The 17979-nt window shown below is 69.0% G+C and carries 16 protein-coding genes; 12 read left to right on the forward strand and 4 right to left on the reverse strand.

Annotation, left to right across the window (positions count from 1 at the left end):
- Positions 1–128 precede the first annotated feature (128 nt).
- The 4 genes from B7R21_RS01725 to B7R21_RS01740 are packed head-to-tail and all read left to right on the forward strand — an operon-like array spanning position 129 to position 3995.
- Entirely contained in the window at positions 129–1100 is a 972-nt protein-coding gene (locus B7R21_RS01725) for an ABC transporter substrate-binding protein (protein WP_116281515.1), read from the forward strand.
- Positions 1100–2035, forward strand: a complete 936-nt coding sequence (locus tag B7R21_RS01730; protein WP_116281516.1) for an amino acid ABC transporter permease — start codon at positions 1100–1102, stop codon at positions 2033–2035. Before B7R21_RS01725 ends, B7R21_RS01730 begins: the two co-directional genes overlap by 1 nt.
- Complete coding sequence (locus B7R21_RS01735) at positions 2032–2847, forward strand: amino acid ABC transporter ATP-binding protein (RefSeq protein ID WP_116281517.1); 816 nt, start codon at positions 2032–2034, stop codon at positions 2845–2847. Before B7R21_RS01730 ends, B7R21_RS01735 begins: the two co-directional genes overlap by 4 nt.
- Positions 2844–3995, forward strand: a complete 1152-nt coding sequence (locus B7R21_RS01740) for an aminotransferase class V-fold PLP-dependent enzyme (RefSeq protein ID WP_116281518.1) — start codon at positions 2844–2846, stop codon at positions 3993–3995. Before B7R21_RS01735 ends, B7R21_RS01740 begins: the two co-directional genes overlap by 4 nt.
- Positions 3996–4130: 135 nt before the next feature.
- Here the strand turns inward: B7R21_RS01740 and B7R21_RS01745 are convergent, their stop codons facing one another.
- Entirely contained in the window at positions 4131–5168 is a 1038-nt protein-coding gene (locus tag B7R21_RS01745) for an o-succinylbenzoate synthase (RefSeq protein WP_116281519.1), read from the reverse strand.
- A 117-nt stretch (positions 5169–5285) separates the two neighbouring features.
- Between B7R21_RS01745 and B7R21_RS01750 the strand changes: the two genes are divergently transcribed.
- Complete coding sequence (locus tag B7R21_RS01750) at positions 5286–6608, forward strand: AMP-binding protein (RefSeq protein ID WP_253259580.1); 1323 nt, start codon at positions 5286–5288, stop codon at positions 6606–6608.
- A 76-nt stretch (positions 6609–6684) separates the two neighbouring features.
- A complete protein-coding gene (locus B7R21_RS01755; RefSeq protein WP_367379379.1) occupies positions 6685–7641 on the forward strand; it encodes a 1,4-dihydroxy-2-naphthoate polyprenyltransferase in 957 nt (318 codons plus the stop codon).
- Here B7R21_RS01755 and B7R21_RS01760 read toward each other — a convergent pair.
- Positions 7638–8030, reverse strand: a complete 393-nt coding sequence (locus B7R21_RS01760) for a DUF4229 domain-containing protein (protein WP_116281520.1) — start codon at positions 8028–8030, stop codon at positions 7638–7640. The two genes, B7R21_RS01755 and B7R21_RS01760, sit on opposite strands and share 4 nt — an antisense overlap.
- Before the next feature lie 102 nt (positions 8031–8132).
- On the opposite strand from B7R21_RS01760, the gene B7R21_RS01765 reads away from it, so the two are divergent.
- The 3 genes from B7R21_RS01765 to B7R21_RS01780 all read left to right on the forward strand — a co-directional run bounded on the left by B7R21_RS01765 (position 8133) and on the right by B7R21_RS01780 (position 11740).
- Complete coding sequence (locus tag B7R21_RS01765) at positions 8133–8498, forward strand: PLD nuclease N-terminal domain-containing protein (protein WP_116281521.1); 366 nt, start codon at positions 8133–8135, stop codon at positions 8496–8498.
- On the forward strand, positions 8495–10444 hold the full coding sequence (menD, locus tag B7R21_RS01770; RefSeq protein ID WP_116281522.1) for a 2-succinyl-5-enolpyruvyl-6-hydroxy-3-cyclohexene-1-carboxylic-acid synthase: 1950 nt from the start codon (positions 8495–8497) through the stop codon (positions 10442–10444). Before B7R21_RS01765 ends, menD begins: the two co-directional genes overlap by 4 nt.
- A 471-nt stretch (positions 10445–10915) precedes the next feature.
- On the forward strand, positions 10916–11740 hold the full coding sequence (locus tag B7R21_RS01780; RefSeq protein ID WP_253259585.1) for a PPK2 family polyphosphate kinase: 825 nt from the start codon (positions 10916–10918) through the stop codon (positions 11738–11740).
- A 41-nt stretch (positions 11741–11781) separates the two neighbouring features.
- Here B7R21_RS01780 and B7R21_RS01785 read toward each other — a convergent pair whose 3' ends face one another.
- Positions 11782–12999 (reverse strand): isochorismate synthase, encoded by a 1218-nt coding sequence (locus B7R21_RS01785; RefSeq protein ID WP_116281549.1) that lies wholly within the window; start codon positions 12997–12999, stop codon positions 11782–11784.
- 510 nt (positions 13000–13509) lie between these two features.
- Between B7R21_RS01785 and B7R21_RS01790 the strand changes: the two genes are divergently transcribed.
- The 3 genes from B7R21_RS01790 (at position 13510) to B7R21_RS01800 (ending at position 16892) form a co-directional block, all read left to right on the forward strand.
- A complete protein-coding gene (locus B7R21_RS01790; protein WP_116281524.1) occupies positions 13510–14271 on the forward strand; it encodes a class I SAM-dependent methyltransferase in 762 nt (253 codons plus the stop codon).
- 38 nt (positions 14272–14309) lie between these two features.
- Positions 14310–15368 carry a polyprenyl synthetase family protein gene (locus B7R21_RS01795; RefSeq protein ID WP_116281550.1) on the forward strand — a complete coding sequence of 353 codons (1059 nt, stop codon included), beginning with the start codon at positions 14310–14312 and terminating at the stop codon, positions 15366–15368.
- A gap of 162 nt (positions 15369–15530) precedes the next feature.
- Positions 15531–16892, forward strand: a complete 1362-nt coding sequence (locus B7R21_RS01800) for an FAD-dependent oxidoreductase (RefSeq protein ID WP_116281525.1) — start codon at positions 15531–15533, stop codon at positions 16890–16892.
- 105 nt (positions 16893–16997) lie between these two features.
- On the opposite strand, the gene B7R21_RS19635 is transcribed toward B7R21_RS01800, so the two are convergent.
- A complete protein-coding gene (locus B7R21_RS19635) occupies positions 16998–17237 on the reverse strand; it encodes a hypothetical protein (RefSeq protein ID WP_147305771.1) in 240 nt (79 codons plus the stop codon).
- Between the last annotated feature and the right edge of the window lie 742 nt (positions 17238–17979).

The following is a 17979-nucleotide window of genomic DNA, read 5'->3' on the forward strand; positions in this document are numbered from 1 at the left end:
GGTAAAAAGTCATCATCGGCATAATAAATAACTATTATCGTGCAAAAAATGGACTAATGTAAGGCCCGGAGCGCCAGAGCGTGCTCCTCAGCCTCTTTGCCGAAGACGACCAAAAGGACGAATCCCCCATGCGAACCACTCGCAGAACAGCGCTGGCGACCACGCTCGCCGCAGCTTCCCTGGCCATCCTGCTCTCCGCCTGCGGCGGACCTTCCGCACCCCAGCCCGGTGCCGCGGGCGCCTCGGATGCTTCCGCCGGTGGTGGCTCGAGCACCATCCCCGACACCTCCGCGCTGCTCTCGGCCGTCAGCAAGGACACGACACTCGCCGCCATGGTGCCGGAGGCAATCGCGTCGACGAAGGAGCTCAAGGTGGGTTCGAACGTGCAGTCGGCGCCGAACAACTTCTTCGCGGCCGACGGATCGACGGTCATCGGCTCCGACCACGACATCATCACTGCGATCGGCACCAAACTCGGCCTCACGGCAACGTACTCGAACCTCGACTTCGGCGCCCTCATCACGAGCCTCCAGTCCGGCCGCGTCGACACCACCATCGCTGCTATGAACGACACCGCCACGCGCCAGCAGTCGATCGACTTCGTCGACTACCTCACCAGCGGCATCACGCTCATGGTGCAGAAGGGCAACCCGGCCGGTATCACCGGGCCCGACACGCTCTGCGGCAAGAACATCGCCGTTGTCACCGGAACGAGTCAGCAGACCTTCGCCGAGGACACCAGCACAAAGTGCGTCGCAGATGGCAAGGCCGCCCTGAACATCTCGGTGACGGACAGCGACAGCCAGAACCAGACTCAGCTGCGCACCGGCCGCATCGATGCGATCGTGAACGACCTGCCGAGCGCCGTCTATATCTCGAAGACCACCCAGGACGGAAACGCATTCGAGGTCGTGCCCGGTGACGTCATCGACGGCGCCCCGTACGGCATCGGTGTGAACAAGGACAACCCCGGCCTCCGCGACGCGATCGCCAAGGCTCTCGACCAGCTGATCGAAGACGGTACGTACGGCAAGATCCTCGATGCCTGGGGCATCTCCTCGGGCAAGGTGACCAGCGCGGTCGTCAACGGCGGCAAGTGATGTCGACCCCCTCTGCGCGGGAATCCGTGCGGGAACTCCTGCCCCAGGTGCGCCTTCGCCACTGGGGCAGGTGGGTGATCGCGGCGGTCATCCTCGTCATCCTCGGCGCGCTCGCCTACGGAGCGTCGCAGGGCGACATCTCCTGGCGTGACATCCCGTACTACGTCATCTCGCCGATCATCCTGCAGGGACTGGTCAACACGATCATCCTGGCCGTTGCGGCCCAGGTGTCGGCGGTGATCCTCGGGGTGATCATCGCCCTGATGCGCATCTCAGAGAACCCGGTGGCGAAGTGGTTCGCGGCGGCCTACACGTGGCTCTTCCGCGGGCTGCCCGTGCTTCTGCAGATCCTGCTCTGGTACAACCTCGCGCTCATCTTCCCCCGGCTGCAGCTGGGCATCCCGTTCACCGACGTGGTATTCGTCGACCTCTCCACGAACGCGGTCATGACCACCTTTGTGGCGGCGTTCCTCGGCCTCATGCTGAACGAGAGCGCCTATATGGCCGAAATCGTGCGGGCCGGGCTGAACAGTGTCGACCGCGGCCAGATCGAGGCCGCCCAGTCCATCGGTGAGACGCCCCTGCAGCGGATGTGGCGGATCGTCCTCCCGCAGGCGATGAGGGTGATCATCCCGCCGACAGGCAACGACTTCATCAACATGCTGAAGGGTACGGCGATGGCTTCGGTCATCGGCTATGTCGAGCTGATCAGGGCGGCGAACAACATCGCCTCCTTCAACCTGCAGGTCATGGAGACGCTGATCGCGGCGGCTTTCTGGTACATGGTGATCGTCAGTGTGGCGAGTGTGGGGCAGTCCTACCTCGAGCGCTCGTTCGATCGCAGCGACCGCGCACGGGGTGGGCCCACGCGTCGCGCCCGGCGCAGGCTCGCCCGTGATCTCGTGACACCACCGCTCGTGAGGAGCCACCCATGACGAACATCCACCCGGGCACGGTTGGCCAGGCCGAGCCGCAACGTCCGCTTCGACCCCTCCTCGACGCGGTACGTGTCAGCAAGCACTACGGCTCGAACGAGGTGCTGAAGGATGTCTCGCTGCAGGTCGCCGCGGGGGAGGTCGTCTGCATCATCGGGCCGTCGGGCGCCGGCAAGTCGACCTTCCTGCGCTGCATCAACCGTCTCGAGGTGCCCGATGCGGGGGAGGTATGGGTTGACGGGCAGGCGATGGGCTTCGAGGAGCGCGACGGCAAGCTGTACGAGTTGACCGAGCGGAAACTCTCGAAGCAGAGGGCCTCCACCGGAATGGTCTTCCAGCACTTCAACCTCTTCCCGCACCTCACCGTGCTCGGCAACGTCATGGAGGGGCCGGTGCGCGTGCAGAAACGTGCGTCCAGGACCGTGGACGCCGAGGCGCGCGCGGTGCTCGAGCGGGTCGGGCTCGGCGACAAGATCGACAGCTACCCCAGCCAGCTCTCCGGCGGGCAGCGCCAGCGCGTCGCCATCGCTCGGGCCGTGGCGATGAAGCCGCTGTTTCTGCTGTTCGACGAGCCGACGAGTGCGCTCGACCCGGAACTGGTGGGCGAAGTGCTCACCGTGATGGCGGGGCTTGCCGCCGATGGCATGACGATGTTGGTGGTGACCCATGAGATGGGTTTCGCCCGCGAGGTCGCCGACAGGGTCGTCTTCATGGCCGACGGCGGGATCGTCGAACAGGGAACGGTCGACGAGGTTCTGGTGAACCCGCGGGAGGCTCGCACGAAGCGGTTCCTCGAGCGGGTGCTGGCGTGAGCGACGTGGCCGCCGGCGCCCGCGCCGCCTCTGCGTTCGACGCCTACCTCGGCAGCTTCGGCGAGGAGCAGGGCTACCTCAACTTCGCAAGCTACGGCCCCCCGTCTCATGCCGTCGCCGAGACGACGGCCGGGTTGCTCGCAACCGCCATCGCCGGAGCTCCGGGTGCGAGCGAGCGGATGCACGGCGAAGATCTTCGCGCCCGGGGCGCCTTTGCGCGGCTCAGCGGATTCGGCGTCGATGCTGTCTCGCTGGTTCCGCACACCTCGCTGGGACTCTTTCAGGTCGCCTTCGGAATCACCGGGGGTACCGTGCTGGTCGGCCGCTCCGAGTTCCCGTCGAATCTGTACCCGTGGCTCCGTGCGAACCAGGTCGGGCTCTCGGATGCCCGGCTGATCGGTGCCGTCGGCGAACCTGTCACCCCGGAAGTCATCGCCCGCGCGCTCGCCCCTGAGGTGACGGCGGTCACGGTGAGCGCCGTCGACTTCCGCACCGGATTCCGCGCCGACCTCGCCGGCATCCGCGACGTGATCGGGCCGGACCGGCTGTTGGTCGTCGACGGGATCCAGGGTTTCGGGGTGATCGAGCAGCCGTGGGCGCTCGCTGACGCGCTCGTGGTCGGCGGCCAGAAGTGGCTGCGGGCGGGCTGGGGCGCCGGTGCGCTCGCGTTCTCCGAGGCGGGGCTCGAACGTATCCGCCCGGTCCTCGGCGGCTGGACAGGGGTCGAGCAGCCGTCGCACTACGACGGCACCGAGCATCCGCTGCGAGGTGACGCGCTCGCTTTCGGCATCTCCAATCTGTCGCCGTTCGCGACCGGCTCGTTCGCCACCGCACTGGAGTTGGTCGAGTCGGCAACAGTCGCTTCGATCGAGGCGCGCATCGCTGACATCGTCGACCTGCTCATTGCAGCGCTCGCCGAGGTGGGTATCGTTCCCGCGTCGCCGCGTGAGCGCGAACTCCGCGCGGGTATCGTCGCGGTTCCGCTCGGAGGTGCTGGTGGCCGTGCCGCCGCCGCGCATGCTGCCCTCGCCGCCCATGGCGTCACCACCACACTGCACGGCGCCGATCGGATCCGGATCGCCGTGCACGCCACGACCGACCCAGCTGTGTTCACGACGGTCGCCGAGACTCTGGGGGAGTTCGTATGACCGCGACGACGGCGCCGATGCTGCCCATCCCGCAGCTCACCGCCCCACACCACGCAGGCACTGCAAAACGCCGAAGCGGCCCACGCCGCCCCGCCCAGCCAGCTGAGCGGTCGGCTCCGCAGTAGGTCGACCGGGCTACTCCGTGGGCGCGGCGTGCCGACCCGTCGACTCCGACCACCCCTGCAGCACCCCGTAGACGCGCTCCAGACGTTGCCGCCACCACAGGTCACGGTCGGTGGATGCGAGGCTCTGCTGCACCAGAGTCTCGTCTAGTTCCGGCCGCACCACGGGGATCGAGCCGTCGACGGGAACCAGAGGCTCGGCGGTCACGTCGGCGACCAACAGTGCTGCTGTGGCCAGCCCGCAGTCGTATTCCAGTTCGGGAATACAGGCCGCGAGGTGCGCTCCCATGGCGATGCCGATGGAGGTGTCGAGAGCCGACGAGACGACCACCGGCAGGCCCGCACGCTCGACGATGTCGAGGGCCGAGCGGATGCCGCCCAGGGGTTGTGCCTTGATCACCAGCAGATCGGCGGCACCCCGGCGTGCGACGTCGAGCGGGTCATCGGCCTTGCGCACGCTCTCGTCGGCGGCGACGGGGATGCCCATGTACTTCACGCGCTGTCGGATCTCCCACAGATCGTCCACGCTCGCACAGGGCTGTTCGACGTATTCGAGATCGAACTCGGCCAGAGCATGGATGGCGTGCTCGGCCTCGTCGACGTTCCAGCCGCCGTTGGCGTCGAGGCGGATGCGGCCGTCTGCTCCCAGGCGGTTCCGGGCTTCGCGCACCCGGGCGATGTCATCGCCCAGCGTCTGCCCGTGCTCTGCCACCTTGATCTTGATCGTGCGGCAGCCGGGGTAACGGTCGAGGACACTGCCGATGTCCTCCACTCCGACAGCGGGCAGCGTCGCATTGACCGGAATGCGGTCGCGGAGCGTCGGCGGCGTTGCCACCCACCCGAAGTCGATCGCCGCTGCGAGCCAGGCGGCGGCCTCCTCGTCGCTGTACTCGACGAAGGGCGAGAACTCGGATGCGCCCTCGGGCCCCCGCAGGATCAGGGCCTCGCGGGTGTCCACGCCCCGGAAGGTCGTGTGCAGCGGCAGCGAGACGACGCTCGCCAGTTCGAGGAGTTCTGCCAGCGTCGGCAGGGGGCGGGGCGTTGCGGTCATGCCCCATTGTCGCGCCCCGGGGGTCGTGGGGGCGAGCCCACGCCGTTCTGGCCTCATTCACGCGTGTCGCCCCGCCGGGGCTCGCGCCGTCTCGGGGGTGCAGCCTAGGGTTGGTGGATGACGAGACGACTCGAGGTGTTGGGCGGAGCCGACCCGGTCGAGGTCGGAGCAGCGCTCCGCGCGGCGTTGGACGGCAGTGGTCCGGCCATCCTGCCGCGGGAAGCGGGCACTGCGGCGCCTGCGGCGACCGGTCAGGTGCGTGAGGTGCGTGCGGGGGAGGTGCGTGCGGCGGATGTGCGTGCCGGGGAGATGCCTGTGGGGGAGCTGCCGCCAGCGAACACGACCCAGGCCGCCCGCCACGCGAGCCTCGTCGCCGTCGGCGACGCGCATCCCGTGCCCGCGGAGGTCGCGAAGAACGTCGCGCTCGTCATCGAGACCTCGGGGAGTTCGGGAGTGCCGAAACGCGTGGCACTGAGCGCCGACGCCCTGCTGGCGAGCGCCGCAGCGACCGAGGCTCACCTCGGGGGAGGCGGGCAGTGGCTGCTCGCTCTGCCGTCGCACTACATCGCCGGAGTCCAGGTGCTCGTGCGCTCGATCGTCGCCGGAACCGACCCCGTCGTGATGCCGCCCGGCCACTTCAGCGCCCGCTCGTTCGCCGGCCTGGTCGACACGCTCACCGCGCCGTTGAAGTTCTCGTCGATCGTGCCGGCCCAGCTCGCCCGGCTCGTCGATGCAGCCGAGAACGACAACGGGGTGCGCGAATCGCTCGGTCGGCTGGATGCCCTGCTGATCGGCGGCCAGGCCGTGCCCGCCGCGCTGTTCTCCCGGGCGAACGACCTCGGGCTGAGTGTGATGCGCACGTACGGTTCGAGCGAGACCGCCGGCGGCTGCGTCTACGACGGGCATCCGATCGGCCGTACCGTGGTGCGGATCACCGGAGGGGAGCTCGAGCTCTCGGGCCCGATGCTCGCCGAGGGCTATCTCGGCGACGACGAGCTCACGGCACGCAAGTTCTACACCGACGCCGGGGTGCGCTGGTACCGCACGGCCGACAGCGGCGACGTGACGGGCAGCGCTGAAGCGGGCAGCCCCGGGGTGACGGTCACGGTCACGGGCCGGATCGACAACGTCATCATCTCCGGCGGCATCAAGGTCGCCCTCGACCGGGTCGAGCGCGCCGTCCAGGCCCAGGAGGGTTTCCATACCGCGATCGTCGTTCCGCAGCCGAGCGCGGAGTGGGGGCAGACGCCGGTGGTCGTCACGGCAGAGCCCTACGGGCCCGGCGCCCTCGACCAGCTCCGCGCCCGGGTCACCGAGCTCGTCGGACGGGCTGCTGCGCCCACGCGGATCGTGCTGCTGCCGAGCATCCCGACCCTGAGCTCGGGCAAGCCCGACCGGCTCTCGGTTGCGAGGTCGCTGGCCGCGCATCCACTCGACTGAACGGCTGCCGCAGCCAGAAGATGACCGCAGTCGCCGACCCAGCCGATGACCCTGCTCGCGTCACTAGAATCTTCTGGTGGCGCAAACCAAGAAGAAGACGTCGGGTCACCCGGCCGGCAAGAAACATCACTCGGCCCCGAATGCACTCGTGAAGCCGACCCCGGCGATGTGGATCGCGGGAGCCCGCATCCGCACGCTCCCCCTGGCGGTGGCTCCGGTCGCCCTCGGTACGGGGGCCGCGGCGCTGCTGGTCGGCGGAGTCGGCTCGCTCGACTGGGGCCTCGTGCTGCTCAGCCTTGCGGTGGCGCTGTTCCTGCAGATCGGGGTGAACTACTCCAACGACTACTCGGATGGCGTTCGGGGCACCGACGAGTTCCGGGTGGGGCCGCCGCGCCTCACCGGGTCGGGTGTCGCCAACCCGAAGCGGGTGCTCGCCGTCGCGCTCGTGTTCTTCGGCCTGGGAGCCCTCGCAGGCATCGCGATCGTGATCCTCACCGGGTACTACTGGCTGCTCATCCCGGGAGCCCTCGCCATTGCGGCTGCCTACTTCTACACCGGCGGCAAGCGGCCCTACGGCTACTACGGGTTCGGCGAGGTGTTCGTCTTCCTGTTCTTCGGCGTGGTGGCGACGGTCGGCACGACCTACATCGTGGCGGGAACCTTCGACACGATCGCGGTGTACGCGAGCATTGCGGCGGGAGCGATCGCCTGCGCTGTGCTGATGGTCAACAACATCCGGGACATCGCCCAGGACAGGGTCGCGAAGAAGCGCACACTCGCGGTGCTGATCGGAAACCGGGCAGCCAGGATCGTGTTCGTCGTGTTCCTGGCGATCGCCTACGCGGTGCTGTTCTACTTCTCGCTGCTGTTCCCGCTCGCGCCGCTGGTGTTCTTCACGCTGCTGCTGACCCTGCCGGCGGCCATCATCACGCTGACGGCCACGACCTCGAAGGAACTCATCCTCGCGTTGAAGCTCACGAGTTTCGCCGGGCTGCTGTTCGGCCTCGGCCTGGGGGCCGCGATCGCGTTCTAGCGGGGTGAGCTGCCGGGCTGGTCGTCGGCGGGTGCGCGATCCACCACTGCGCCGTCCACTGCCGTGCCGTCCACTGCCGCGCCGTCCACTGCCGCGCCGTCCACTGCCGCGCCGTCCACCACCGCGTCCTCGTTCTCCTCGTCGGAGCCCGCCTTCTCGGGCGCACGCTTCGCGGCCCTGCCCTCGCCGTGCCGTGCCTCGTAGAGCCCGGCGGCGAGTTCCTCCCGCGGCTTCCGCAGGAAGATGTACGACGCACAGAGGGAGATGACGGCTGCGAGAGCGGCCGCGATCCACGGGGTCATCTGCGTCAGCAGCAGCACAACGAGCACCACCACGAAGATGCCGAGGCGGATCAGCGTGTACACCAGCCACGTACGTCCTGTTTTCACGTATGCAGCTTAGGCGACCCGGTCTGACCGCCCGCTGCAAGCCGTTCGAGCACATTCGAAGACCGGGAGGAAACCCTCAATTTCAAGGCGTATGGTTTCTCTATGGCACGTCTCCTGGTTGGTGTAGCCGCACTCGCGGCAGCTTTCTACGTGTATGCGCTCGTCGACTGCCTGCTCTTCCCGCGGTTCCGGGTGCGGGGCCTTCCGAAGATCGCCTGGGTGTTCATCGTGGTGCTGTTCCCGGTGATCGGCGGGGTGCTGTGGTTCCTGGTGGGCCGGGGCCGGAAGCGCTCGGCGCGCGGGCCTGTCTACCGCACGATCGGTCCGGATGACGATCCCGAGTTCCTCGGTGGGCTGAAGGCCGATCCGGTGACCGACGCGCAGCTCCGCGACCTCGAGCAGCAGCTGGCAGAGGTCGACGACGACCCCGACAGCAAGAAGACCGACAACGGCAGAACCGAACGGTGAACGCGGCGGCCGGCCCCGCAGGCAGCCCCTCATCCAGTCCCGCCGCAGACTTCTCCCTCGCCGTTCTCGCTGAACTTGTCGGCCTCGGTGTGACGGACGCCGTGCTCACCCCCGGATCCCGCTCGCAGGCACTCGCCCTCACGCTCGCCGAACTGCACCGGGCACGGATGCTCGACCTCCAGGTTCGCGTCGACGAACGTGTCGCGGGGTTCACCGCACTCGGTCTCGGAGTGGAGACAGCCCGGCCCGCCATCGTCGTCACCACGTCGGGCACAGCCGTCGCCAACCTCCTCCCGGCGGTGCTCGAAGCGCACCACAGCCGGGTTCCGATGCTGCTGCTGACCTCCGATCGCCCCGAGTCGATGCGCGGCACCGCCGGCAACCAGACCACGTGGCAGCCCGGCATCTTCGGCCGATTCGTGCGGCTGGCGGTCGACGTGCCGGCGCCCTCCGGCGACCCGGCCGAGGGCGCGCTCGCGGCCCAGCTCGCCGTGTCGGCCGTCGAGGCGGCCCTCGGCACCCACACCGGCAACCCGGGGCCGGTGCACCTGAACCTGCAGCTGCGGGAGCCCCTCTCGGGAACGGTGCCCGACCTGGTGGCGCTGCTCGCGTCGGGGGAGTGGATGCCCGGGGGTGCCGGTGCTCGTGTGGGTGCCGGTGACGGTGACGGTGACGGTGACGGTGGCGGTGCCGCTGACGGTGGCGGTGCCGCTGTCGGCGTCGAGACGGGCGTCGCTGCTGCGGAGGACAGCGCCCGCACGCCTCTCGTGCTCGCGCGCGGGCCCCGCACCGTCGTCATCGCGGGCCACGACGCGGGTCCGGCCGCTGAGGAGCTCGCGCACCGGGGCGGCTGGCCGCTGATTGCCGAGCCGTCGAGCGGATCCCGTTTCGGACGGAACCTGATCGTCGCCTCCCGAGAGCTGCTGCGCGATGCCGACTTCGGCGGCCGGGTGGAGCGGGCGATCGTGTTCGGGCACCCGACGCTGTCGCGGGAGGTTCCCGCGCTGTCGCTCCGCGAGGATGTCGAGACCGTCGTCGTGACGCCCGCCGCGGCATCCGCGGAGCCCGGTGAGGTGGTGCTCGATGCCTACAACCCGGGGCACCGTGTGAGTACGTTCGTGACGGGGGTGGAGGTGGCGGCCGCCAGCGCGGCTGGAACCGCTGGCGTTGGTCGTACAGCTGGTGTTGCTGGCGCTGGTGGTACAGCTGGTGGCACAGATGCGATCAGCGAGGAGCGTGACTGGCTGCGCTCCTGGGTGCTGGCGAGCAGGGCGCTGATCGACGAGCAGGGTGCCGACGATCCGATCCCGGCTCCGAACATCGAGTTCGCGAACTCCCCGGACATCGCCGAGCGCCGCGCCTACCGCCTCGCCGAGACGGCAGCGCTCAAGGCGCCCGTGACCAGGCGCACCCTGGCGCTCGCCGTGTGGCAGGCGACCTGGCCGCACGATCGGCTGATTCTGGGTGCATCGCGCCTCATCCGGGATCTGGATCGGGTCGCTCCCGGCAAGAACATCCGCGTGCACGCCAACCGCGGGCTCGCCGGCATCGACGGAACCGTGTCGACGGCCATCGGCATCGCCCTGTCGAGCCAGCGCGATCCGGCGACCGAGCACGGGGTCACCCGCGTGCTGCTCGGTGACCTGACGCTGCTCCACGATGCGGGGGCGCTGCTGTTCGGCACGGGGGAGGCCCGCCCGCGCATCCAGCTCATCGTGGCGAACGACGGCGGCGGAACCATCTTCGACACCCTCGAGGTCGCGGCCACCGCCGACAGGGCCGCCTTCGACCGGGTCATGCTCACCCCGCAGACCGTCGACCTGGAGGCGCTCGCGAAGGCCTACGGCTGGTCGTACGCCCGCGCATCCACCCGCGTCGAGCTCGACCGTGCCCTCACCGCGCCCCTCGCGGGCCCCACCCTCCTCGAGGTCCCCCTCCCGCGCTGACGCCCGCGCCCCGACGCCGCCCCGTCCCGTCCCGCCCGCCCGCCCGGCCCCCCGCCGCGCCGCCCCCACCCGCGCTCCACCGCGATCGAGTGGGCAGTTCCGGCCCAAAACCGGCGACGAAGGGGCCCGAACTGCCCACTCGATCGGGGGATGCGCGGCATAGGCTGAGGGAACGCGAAACGGAAGGCGGGCGACGTGGCCACGAAGAAGTCGAAGGGCTCGAAGTCAGGGGGCTCGAAGTCAGGGGGCTCGAAGTCGGAGGGCTCGAAGTCGAAGGGCTCGAAGTCGAAGGGCGCTGGGGGCTCGAAGGCGAAGGGGTCGAAGCCCACGTCTGCGGAGCAGGCCGCGAAGGTGAAGGACGCGAAGGCCGAAGCCGCCGAGGCAGAGGCCAAGCACGCGAAGAACCCGGCCGATCCCACCGCCGGCACGCCCGCCCTCCCCGCCACCGCGTGGGTCGCCGATCCGACACCGTTGCTCGGGGTCGGGGCCGGTTTTCGTCTGAGCGAGACCGACACGCGGGCGACCCCCGGCTACGAGGGCCACAAGTCCGACGGGCAGCGCGACCTCGCGACTGCGGCCGCGGAGGTCGACAGCCTGCAGGAGAAGCTCTTCGCCAACAGCCTGTTCGAGGGACCCGACCAGCACCGCTCGATCCTGCTCGTGCTGCAGGGAATGGACTCCTCCGGCAAGGGCGGCATCGTGCGGCACGTGGTCGGATCCGTCGACCCCGGCGGCGTCACCCACGCCTCGTTCAAGAAGCCCACCGACGAGGAACTCAGCCATGACTTCCTGTGGCGCATCCGCAAGCACCTGCCAGCCGACGGCCAGATCGGCGTGTTCGACCGGTCCCACTACGAGGACGTTCTCGCCGGCCGCGTGCTGAACCTTGCGAGCCCCGAGGAGATCGACGGCCGCTACGGCGTGATCAACGATTTCGAGCGCGAACTCACCGACCACGGCACCACGGTGGTCAAGGTGTTCCTGAACATCAGCCCCGACGAGCAGAAGGCCCGCCTCGGAGCGCGGCTCGAACGCCCCGACAAGCACTGGAAGTACAACCCCAACGACATCGACTCGCGCCTGCTCTGGAACCAGTACCAGGACGCCTACCAGGTCGTCTTCGACCGCACCTCCACCGAGGCGGCTCCCTGGCATGTCGTGCCCGCCGATCACAAGTGGTACGCCCGGCTCGCGGTGCAGCGCCTGGTTCTGGATGCCCTGCAGAACCTCCACCAGAGCTGGCCAGCCGCGGACTACGACATCGAGGCCGAGAAGGCACGGCTGGCCGCGAGTTAGCGGATGCCCGGGGTCGGCAAGATCCTACCGAACGCCCGGTGCTACCCGAACGCCTCCACCATCGGCCGGAACTTCATCTTGGTCTCGAGCAGTTCGTGCTGCGGTTCGGAGCCGGCGACGATCCCGGCCCCGGCGTAGGCCGTGATGCTCCCCGAATCGTCGACCTGGGCGCAGCGGAGCGCGACCGCCCACTCGCCGTCACCGTCGGCGCCGACCCAGCCCACAGGGCCCGCGTAGCGGCCACGGTCGAAGGGTTCGAGACGCTCGATGAGCGCCAGCGCATCCAGAGTCGGAGTGCCGGCCACGGCCGCCGTCGGGTGCAGCGACGCGATCAGGTCGAGCGAGGTGCTTCCGTCGCTGAGGGCGCCCTCGACGTCGCTCGCGAGGTGCCAGAGGTTCGGCAGCTTCAGGGTGAACGGGATCTCGCTCGCGATCAGGGTTGTCGAATGGGGTGCGAGCGCGGTCATCACACTGGCGACTGCAAAGCGGTGCTCGTCGAGATCTTTCGCGCTGGTCGCGAGAGCGACGGCCTGGTCGTGGTCGGCCTCGGCGTCGCGCCCACGCGAGATCGTGCCAGCGAGCACGCGTGCGGAGACCGTTCCTCGGTCGACCCGCACGAGCGTCTCGGGGCTGGAGCCGATGAGGCCGTCGACCGCGAACGTCCAGCAGTCGGGGTAGCCGAGCGCGAGGTCGAAGATCACGCGGCGGAGGTCGGAGTCGCCCGGCAGGCGCCCCACCAGGTCGCGGGCGAGCACGACCTTCTCGAGGTCGCCGTGGGTGATGCGGGCCACAGCCTCCTCGACGGCGGCGCGATACGTGTCGGGGTTCGCCGCGCCGGGCAGCAGCGAGATGCGGTACTCGGCCCCGAAACCCGTGGCGGGGGGCAGGTCGGGGGCGGCAGGCGCCGACTCCGGATGCCCGGACGGCACCGTCTCGCCCTCGGCCAGCACGCGCACCCGGGTGAGCCAGAACACCCCGTCGCGCTTGCCGATCACGAGCTCGGGCACGATGAGAACGCTGGTGCGACCGGACTGCCCCGAGAACGCGAACGCCCCGAAGGCGATGAGGCCGGTGCCCGGAGTGCCGAGCGGGTCGACCACGGTCGCGGCGGCGGTGACCCCCCGCCACGCTTCACAGGCGTCGCGGAAGCGGGAGTCGCCCGTGAACTCCAGCCGGAGCGCTTCACCCCGGCCGGCCATGCCCTGGCCCTTGCGGATCCAGAGCAGCGGATGCCGCGCGTCGAGCAGCGGCACGAGCATCCGGATGTCGCCGACCGGGAACGTCTCGACGTACAGGCGGGGCGTTGCGGGTGATGCACCGGCGGGTGATGCTGCAGCGGGCGGTGCGGATGTCACGCGGGAATCAGTCACGATCTCAGCGTACGCTCGCCCACTGCCTGCGCGCCCGCAGCGTGCGCGCCCGCCGCACGCGCCCACAGCACCCGCTCGGCGATCCCGCCGCGTGGCCGCCGTCTTCCTCCGGGCTCGATTCGCCCCCGGCTGCGCTCCCCGGCTCTCGCAGGTGGATGCACCCTCCTCCCAGGTTGTACCCCGGGAGGAGCTCAGCCGCTCCAGCTCGTATACGGCCTCGGATCGGCCCAGCTCCTCCCGGACGGGAATTTCGCCGGAGCGGCATCCACATGATCGGGCGAACTGCCGCGCCCGCCCGCCCCGCGCCCGCAGACCGCACAGCAGAGCCGCCTCGCGCAAGCCCTGTGCGCATCCTGAGCCTTTGCCGAATGCCGACGAGACGCACCGTAAACTGGAGGAGTGTCCAAGGCCGACCTCAGCAAGCAACCCGCGCAGGTTTCTGCGATGTTCGACGATGTGTCGACCCACTACGACCGCACGAACAACGTGCTCTCGGTCGGCAACGCCCTGTTGTGGCGGATCGCCACGACGAAGGCGGTCGCCCCGAAGCGGGGCGAGCGCATCCTCGACCTCGCCGCCGGCACCGGCACGTCGAGCGCGAGCCTCGCCGCCGGTGGAGCCCAGGTCGTCGCTGCCGACTTCTCGCCCGGCATGATCGAGGTGGGCAAAAAGCAGCAGGCCGGCAACCGCAACGTGGAGTTCGTGGTGGCAGACGGCATGGATCTCCCGTTCGCCGACGACGAGTTCGACGCCGTGACCATCTCGTTCGGCCTCCGCAACATCGTCGAGCCGCGCACTGCGCTCGCCGAGCTCTACCGAGTGACGAAGCCCGGCGGCCGCATCGTCATCTGCGAGTTCAGCACGCCCCCGGTGGGAGTCGTGAAGTTCGGCTACTCCGCCTACCTGCAGCGTTTCATGCCCGCGATCGCCAAGCTCGCGTCATCCAATCCCGACGCCTACACGTACCTCGCCGACTCCATCGAGGCGTGGCCGAACCAGAAGACGCTGGCCGGCTGGATGAGCGCCGCAGGGTTCACGGAGGTGGGCTACCGCAACCTCACGTTCGGCATCGTCGCACTGCACCGGGGCACGAAGCCGCGCACCCCCGCGGGTGCCGCCGCTCACACCGACGCCGCACCCTCAGTAGGCTTGACCTCGTGAACAAGGCCAACCGGCCCGGGAACGCGTCCGGGGCTTCCATCGCGAGCAAGAGCGCCCGCCGCAGCCCGTCCTCCTCTTCTCCGTTCTCGCTCGCAGAACGGCTGTTCTCGACGGGTGACGACCGCCGCGCGGCGAAGGCTGTCGAAGACGGCATCGTGAGGCTCGAAGACCAGCTGCTCGCCGAGACCGTCTTCCACGACGGCATGGCGGAGGTCTCCGCGCGCTACCTGCTCGACGCGGGCGGCAAGCGGGTGCGTCCGCTGCTTGCGTTCCTCACAGCCCAGCTCGGCGAAGGAGTGACCGACGATGTGGTCACGGCCGCGACATCCATCGAGCTGATCCACCTCGCCTCGCTCTACCACGACGACGTGATGGATGAAGCGGAGCAGCGCCGCGGCGTACCGACAGCGCATACCGTGTGGAGCAACTCGATCGCGATCCTCACCGGCGACCTCCTGTTCGCGCGCGCATCGAAACTCCTGTCGATCCTCGGAGAGCGGGCAATCCGCCTGCAGGCCGACACGTTCGAACGGCTCTGCCTCGGGCAGCTGCACGAGACGGTCGGTCCCCGCGCGGGCGAGAACGAGGTCACGCACTACCTCCAGGTGCTCGCCGACAAGACGGGGTCGCTGATCGCGGCCTCCGCCCAGCTCGGCATCCTCGTGTCGCGCGCGCCGAGCGAGTACGAGCAGCCCGTGTTCGACTTCGGCGAGAAGATCGGCATCGCGTTCCAGCTCGTCGACGACGTCATCGACCTCGCCCCGCCGAGCGATGCGACCGGCAAGACGGCGGGCACCGACATCCGGGCCGGCGTTGTCACGCTGCCCCTTCTCTACCTGCGACGGGATGCGGCGACCGACCCGGCAGCCGCCGACTTGCTCGCGCGGCTCGACCCCGAGGCGATCGCGTCCACTCCTCCCGCGCAGGTCGACGCCTTGATCGCCGAACTCCGCGCCCACCCGGTGACGCTCGAGACGCAGGTCGAGTCGCGCCGCTGGGCGGCCGATGCGGTCGCCGCACTCGACCCGCTGCCCGACGGTACCGTGAAGAAGACCCTGATCCGTTTCGCAGCCACGATGGTGGAGCGATCCGCCTGAATCTCCAGAACGGCGCGACCGGGCCGAATGGCCTGACCCTCCAGAACCGAGCGACCGGCCCGAGCCGCTGGCCCGCCGGGCCGGGCCGCGGCTCCGAACAACCCGTCGGAACCACGCCCACCGCGTAGCCGCAGCCCCCACAACGTAAGGAAACACACCCTCATGACCAAGCTCCGCCTGGCCATCGTCGGCGCAGGACCGGCCGGCATCTACGCCGCCGACCTGCTGATCAAGGCAGAACGCTCGTTCGACGTGTCGATCGACCTCTTCGACCACCTGCCTGCGCCCTACGGCCTGGTGCGCTACGGCGTCGCCCCCGATCATCCGCGCATCAAAGGCATCATCGGTGCGCTCCGGGAGGTGCTCGACCGGGGCGACATCCGGTTCTTCGGCAATGTGCGCTACGGGATCGACCTCACCCTCGACGACCTGAAGAAGCACTACAACGCGGTGATCTTCGCGACCGGTGCGATCAAAGATGCCGAACTCGACATCCCCGGGATCGACCTCGACGGCTCCTACGGCGCTGCCGAGTTCGTGAGCTGGTTCGACGGGCACCCCGATGTGCCGCGCACCTGGCCGCTCGAGGCGCGCGAAGTCGCTGTGCTCGGCAATGGCAACGTCGCGCTCGACGTGGCGCGCATCCTCGCGAAGCACGCCGACGACCTGCTCGTCACCGAGATCCCCGCAAACGTCTACGAGGGTCTGAAGGCGTCGCCGGTCACCGACGTGCACGTGTTCGGCCGCCGCGGCCCCGCGCAGGTGAAGTTCACGCCGCTGGAGCTCCGCGAGCTCGGCGAGGTGAACGACGTCGACATCGTCGTCTACGACGAGGACTTCGACCTCGACCCCGCCTCGGAGGCCGCGATCGCCTCGAACAAACAGGTCATGGTGATCAACCGTGTGATGAACCAGTGGCGTACGCGTCCGTCGGGTGAGGCCTCCCGTCGCCTGCACCTGCACTTCTACGCGCGCCCCATCGAGGTTCTCGGCTCGGATGGGCGTGTGGCAGGCCTTCGCATGGAGCGCACCCGGCCCGACGGCGCCGGCGGGGTCGAGGGCACGGGCGAGTTCCGGGACTTCCCGATCCAGGCTCTGTACCGCGCAGTGGGGTACTTCGGTTCGCCGCTCGACGGTGTTCCCTTCGATTCGCTGCACGGCGTCATCCCGAACCGAGAAGGGCAGGTTCTGGATGATCACGACCAGGTCATCCCGGGCGTCTACGCCACCGGGTGGATCAAGCGCGGCCCCGTCGGGCTGATCGGCCACACGAAGAGCGACGCCATGGAGACCCTCAGCCACGTGGTCCGCGACCAGGCGAACTGGTGGGCGCCCGAGGACCCCTCCGAGGAGTCGGTCGTCGCGCTTCTCCAGTCGCGCGGTGTCGACTACACGAGCACCGAGGGGTGGCACCACCTCGACCAGTACGAGCTCGGCCTCGGTGAGGCCGCCGGCCGCACCCGCATCAAGGTCGTCGAGCGTGACGAGATGGTGGCGGTCTCGAACCAGCAGCCCGTCGGCTGACGCGCCGCCGTCCGCGCGACATCCTCCTCGTCTTCCGACACATTGTGTGTGGCATGGAATGTGCGGAACTGCCGTAGTGGATGGAGGTTCTTCGACTCTCTTTTCCTAGAAGGTGCAGTATTTTGCCGCGGGGTTGACCTCGGCCCGGCTGAAATGGTCAGCAGGCGGCACACCTTTCGAGGAGACCAAAAGAATGAGATCACGCACACGTTTCAGTTGCTTCGCCATCGCCGCCATGATCGCAGTCAGCGGATTGGTATCGGTCGGCGCTTCCGGCGCAAGCGCCGCCCCTGCGAACTGCTCGGGCCCCGATGCCCCGCCGGCTTGCACCCCTGCGCCGCCCAAGACACCAAAAGCCCCCCCGACGCTTGATACTCCGGCGTTCTTCCCCGTCGTTGGGGTTCAGAACGATTTCTTCATTGCCACGGGTGCTGACCCGGCTGCTTTGACGGGCTACGCGTCTGGCGACATCACGAAGTACCGTGTCTCCCTCAGTTGCACGAACGGATACTTTCGTTCGGTCCCGCTCAAGTTACGGATCGGTGTCGGGGGCAGCGTTTTGGAAGCGTACTTCTCGGCCGCCGCGGGTGAAGCGGCCGGTTCGTGCACCGCTTCAACGTGGGACCAGAGTGTTCTCGGTCTCAAGCTAGCCCGAACCTTCGTGAGTCCAGTCACCTCTTCCACCTTCTTTCACGCATATTGGCAGATCAATTTCCTCCAGCACTGAGAACTGAATCAATCTGTCCCCAAAGGGGCTCGCCTTCGGGTGGGCCCCGTTGCCACAGCCCGGACGAGAATGCGCAAGTGCTGCCGCAGCTCTGCTTCATCGAGGAGGGCCAGAAGGCCCCCGAGGACTTCCGCCCGAACCACGTGTCCCAGAACGCGCCGCTGTGCTCCGCCACCTGGGACCAGGCGTCCGACCCCCCGCCTCCCGTCAACCGTCGGCGTGCCCCCCGGGTGGCGCGCCGACGCGCGGTGAGCGCGACCCCATCTGCTGAGTGCGTGCGCCACAGCGGTGGCACTCAGCATTCTCGGTCGCGCTCAGCTGGTGCGGGTGCGGGGGGGGGGGGGGGGGGGGGGGGGGGGG

It is taken from the genome of Subtercola boreus (genome assembly GCF_003399625.1).
In the GTDB taxonomy this organism is placed as follows: domain Bacteria; phylum Actinomycetota; class Actinomycetes; order Actinomycetales; family Microbacteriaceae; genus Subtercola; species Subtercola boreus_C.

Bases quoted from the DNA above. Each gene is read 5' to 3' on its own strand.
- B7R21_RS01725 (WP_116281515.1), top strand. From the start codon at position 129: ATGCGAACCACTCGCAGAACAGCGCTGGCGACCACGCTCGCCGCAGCT.
- B7R21_RS01730 (WP_116281516.1), top strand. From the start codon at position 1,100: ATGTCGACCCCCTCTGCGCGGGAATCCGTGCGGGAACTCCTGCCCCAG.
- B7R21_RS01735 (WP_116281517.1), top strand. From the start codon at position 2,032: ATGACGAACATCCACCCGGGCACGGTTGGCCAGGCCGAGCCGCAACGT.
- B7R21_RS01745 (WP_116281519.1), bottom strand. From the start codon at position 5,168: ATGACCGCAACGCCCCGCCCCCTGCCGACGCTGGCAGAACTCCTCGAA.
- B7R21_RS01750 (WP_253259580.1), top strand. From the start codon at position 5,286: ATGACGAGACGACTCGAGGTGTTGGGCGGAGCCGACCCGGTCGAGGTC.
- B7R21_RS01765 (WP_116281521.1), top strand. From the start codon at position 8,133: ATGGCACGTCTCCTGGTTGGTGTAGCCGCACTCGCGGCAGCTTTCTAC.
- B7R21_RS01785 (WP_116281549.1), bottom strand. From the start codon at position 12,999: ATGCTCGTGCCGCTGCTCGACGCGCGGCATCCGCTGCTCTGGATCCGC.
- B7R21_RS01800 (WP_116281525.1), top strand. From the start codon at position 15,531: ATGACCAAGCTCCGCCTGGCCATCGTCGGCGCAGGACCGGCCGGCATC.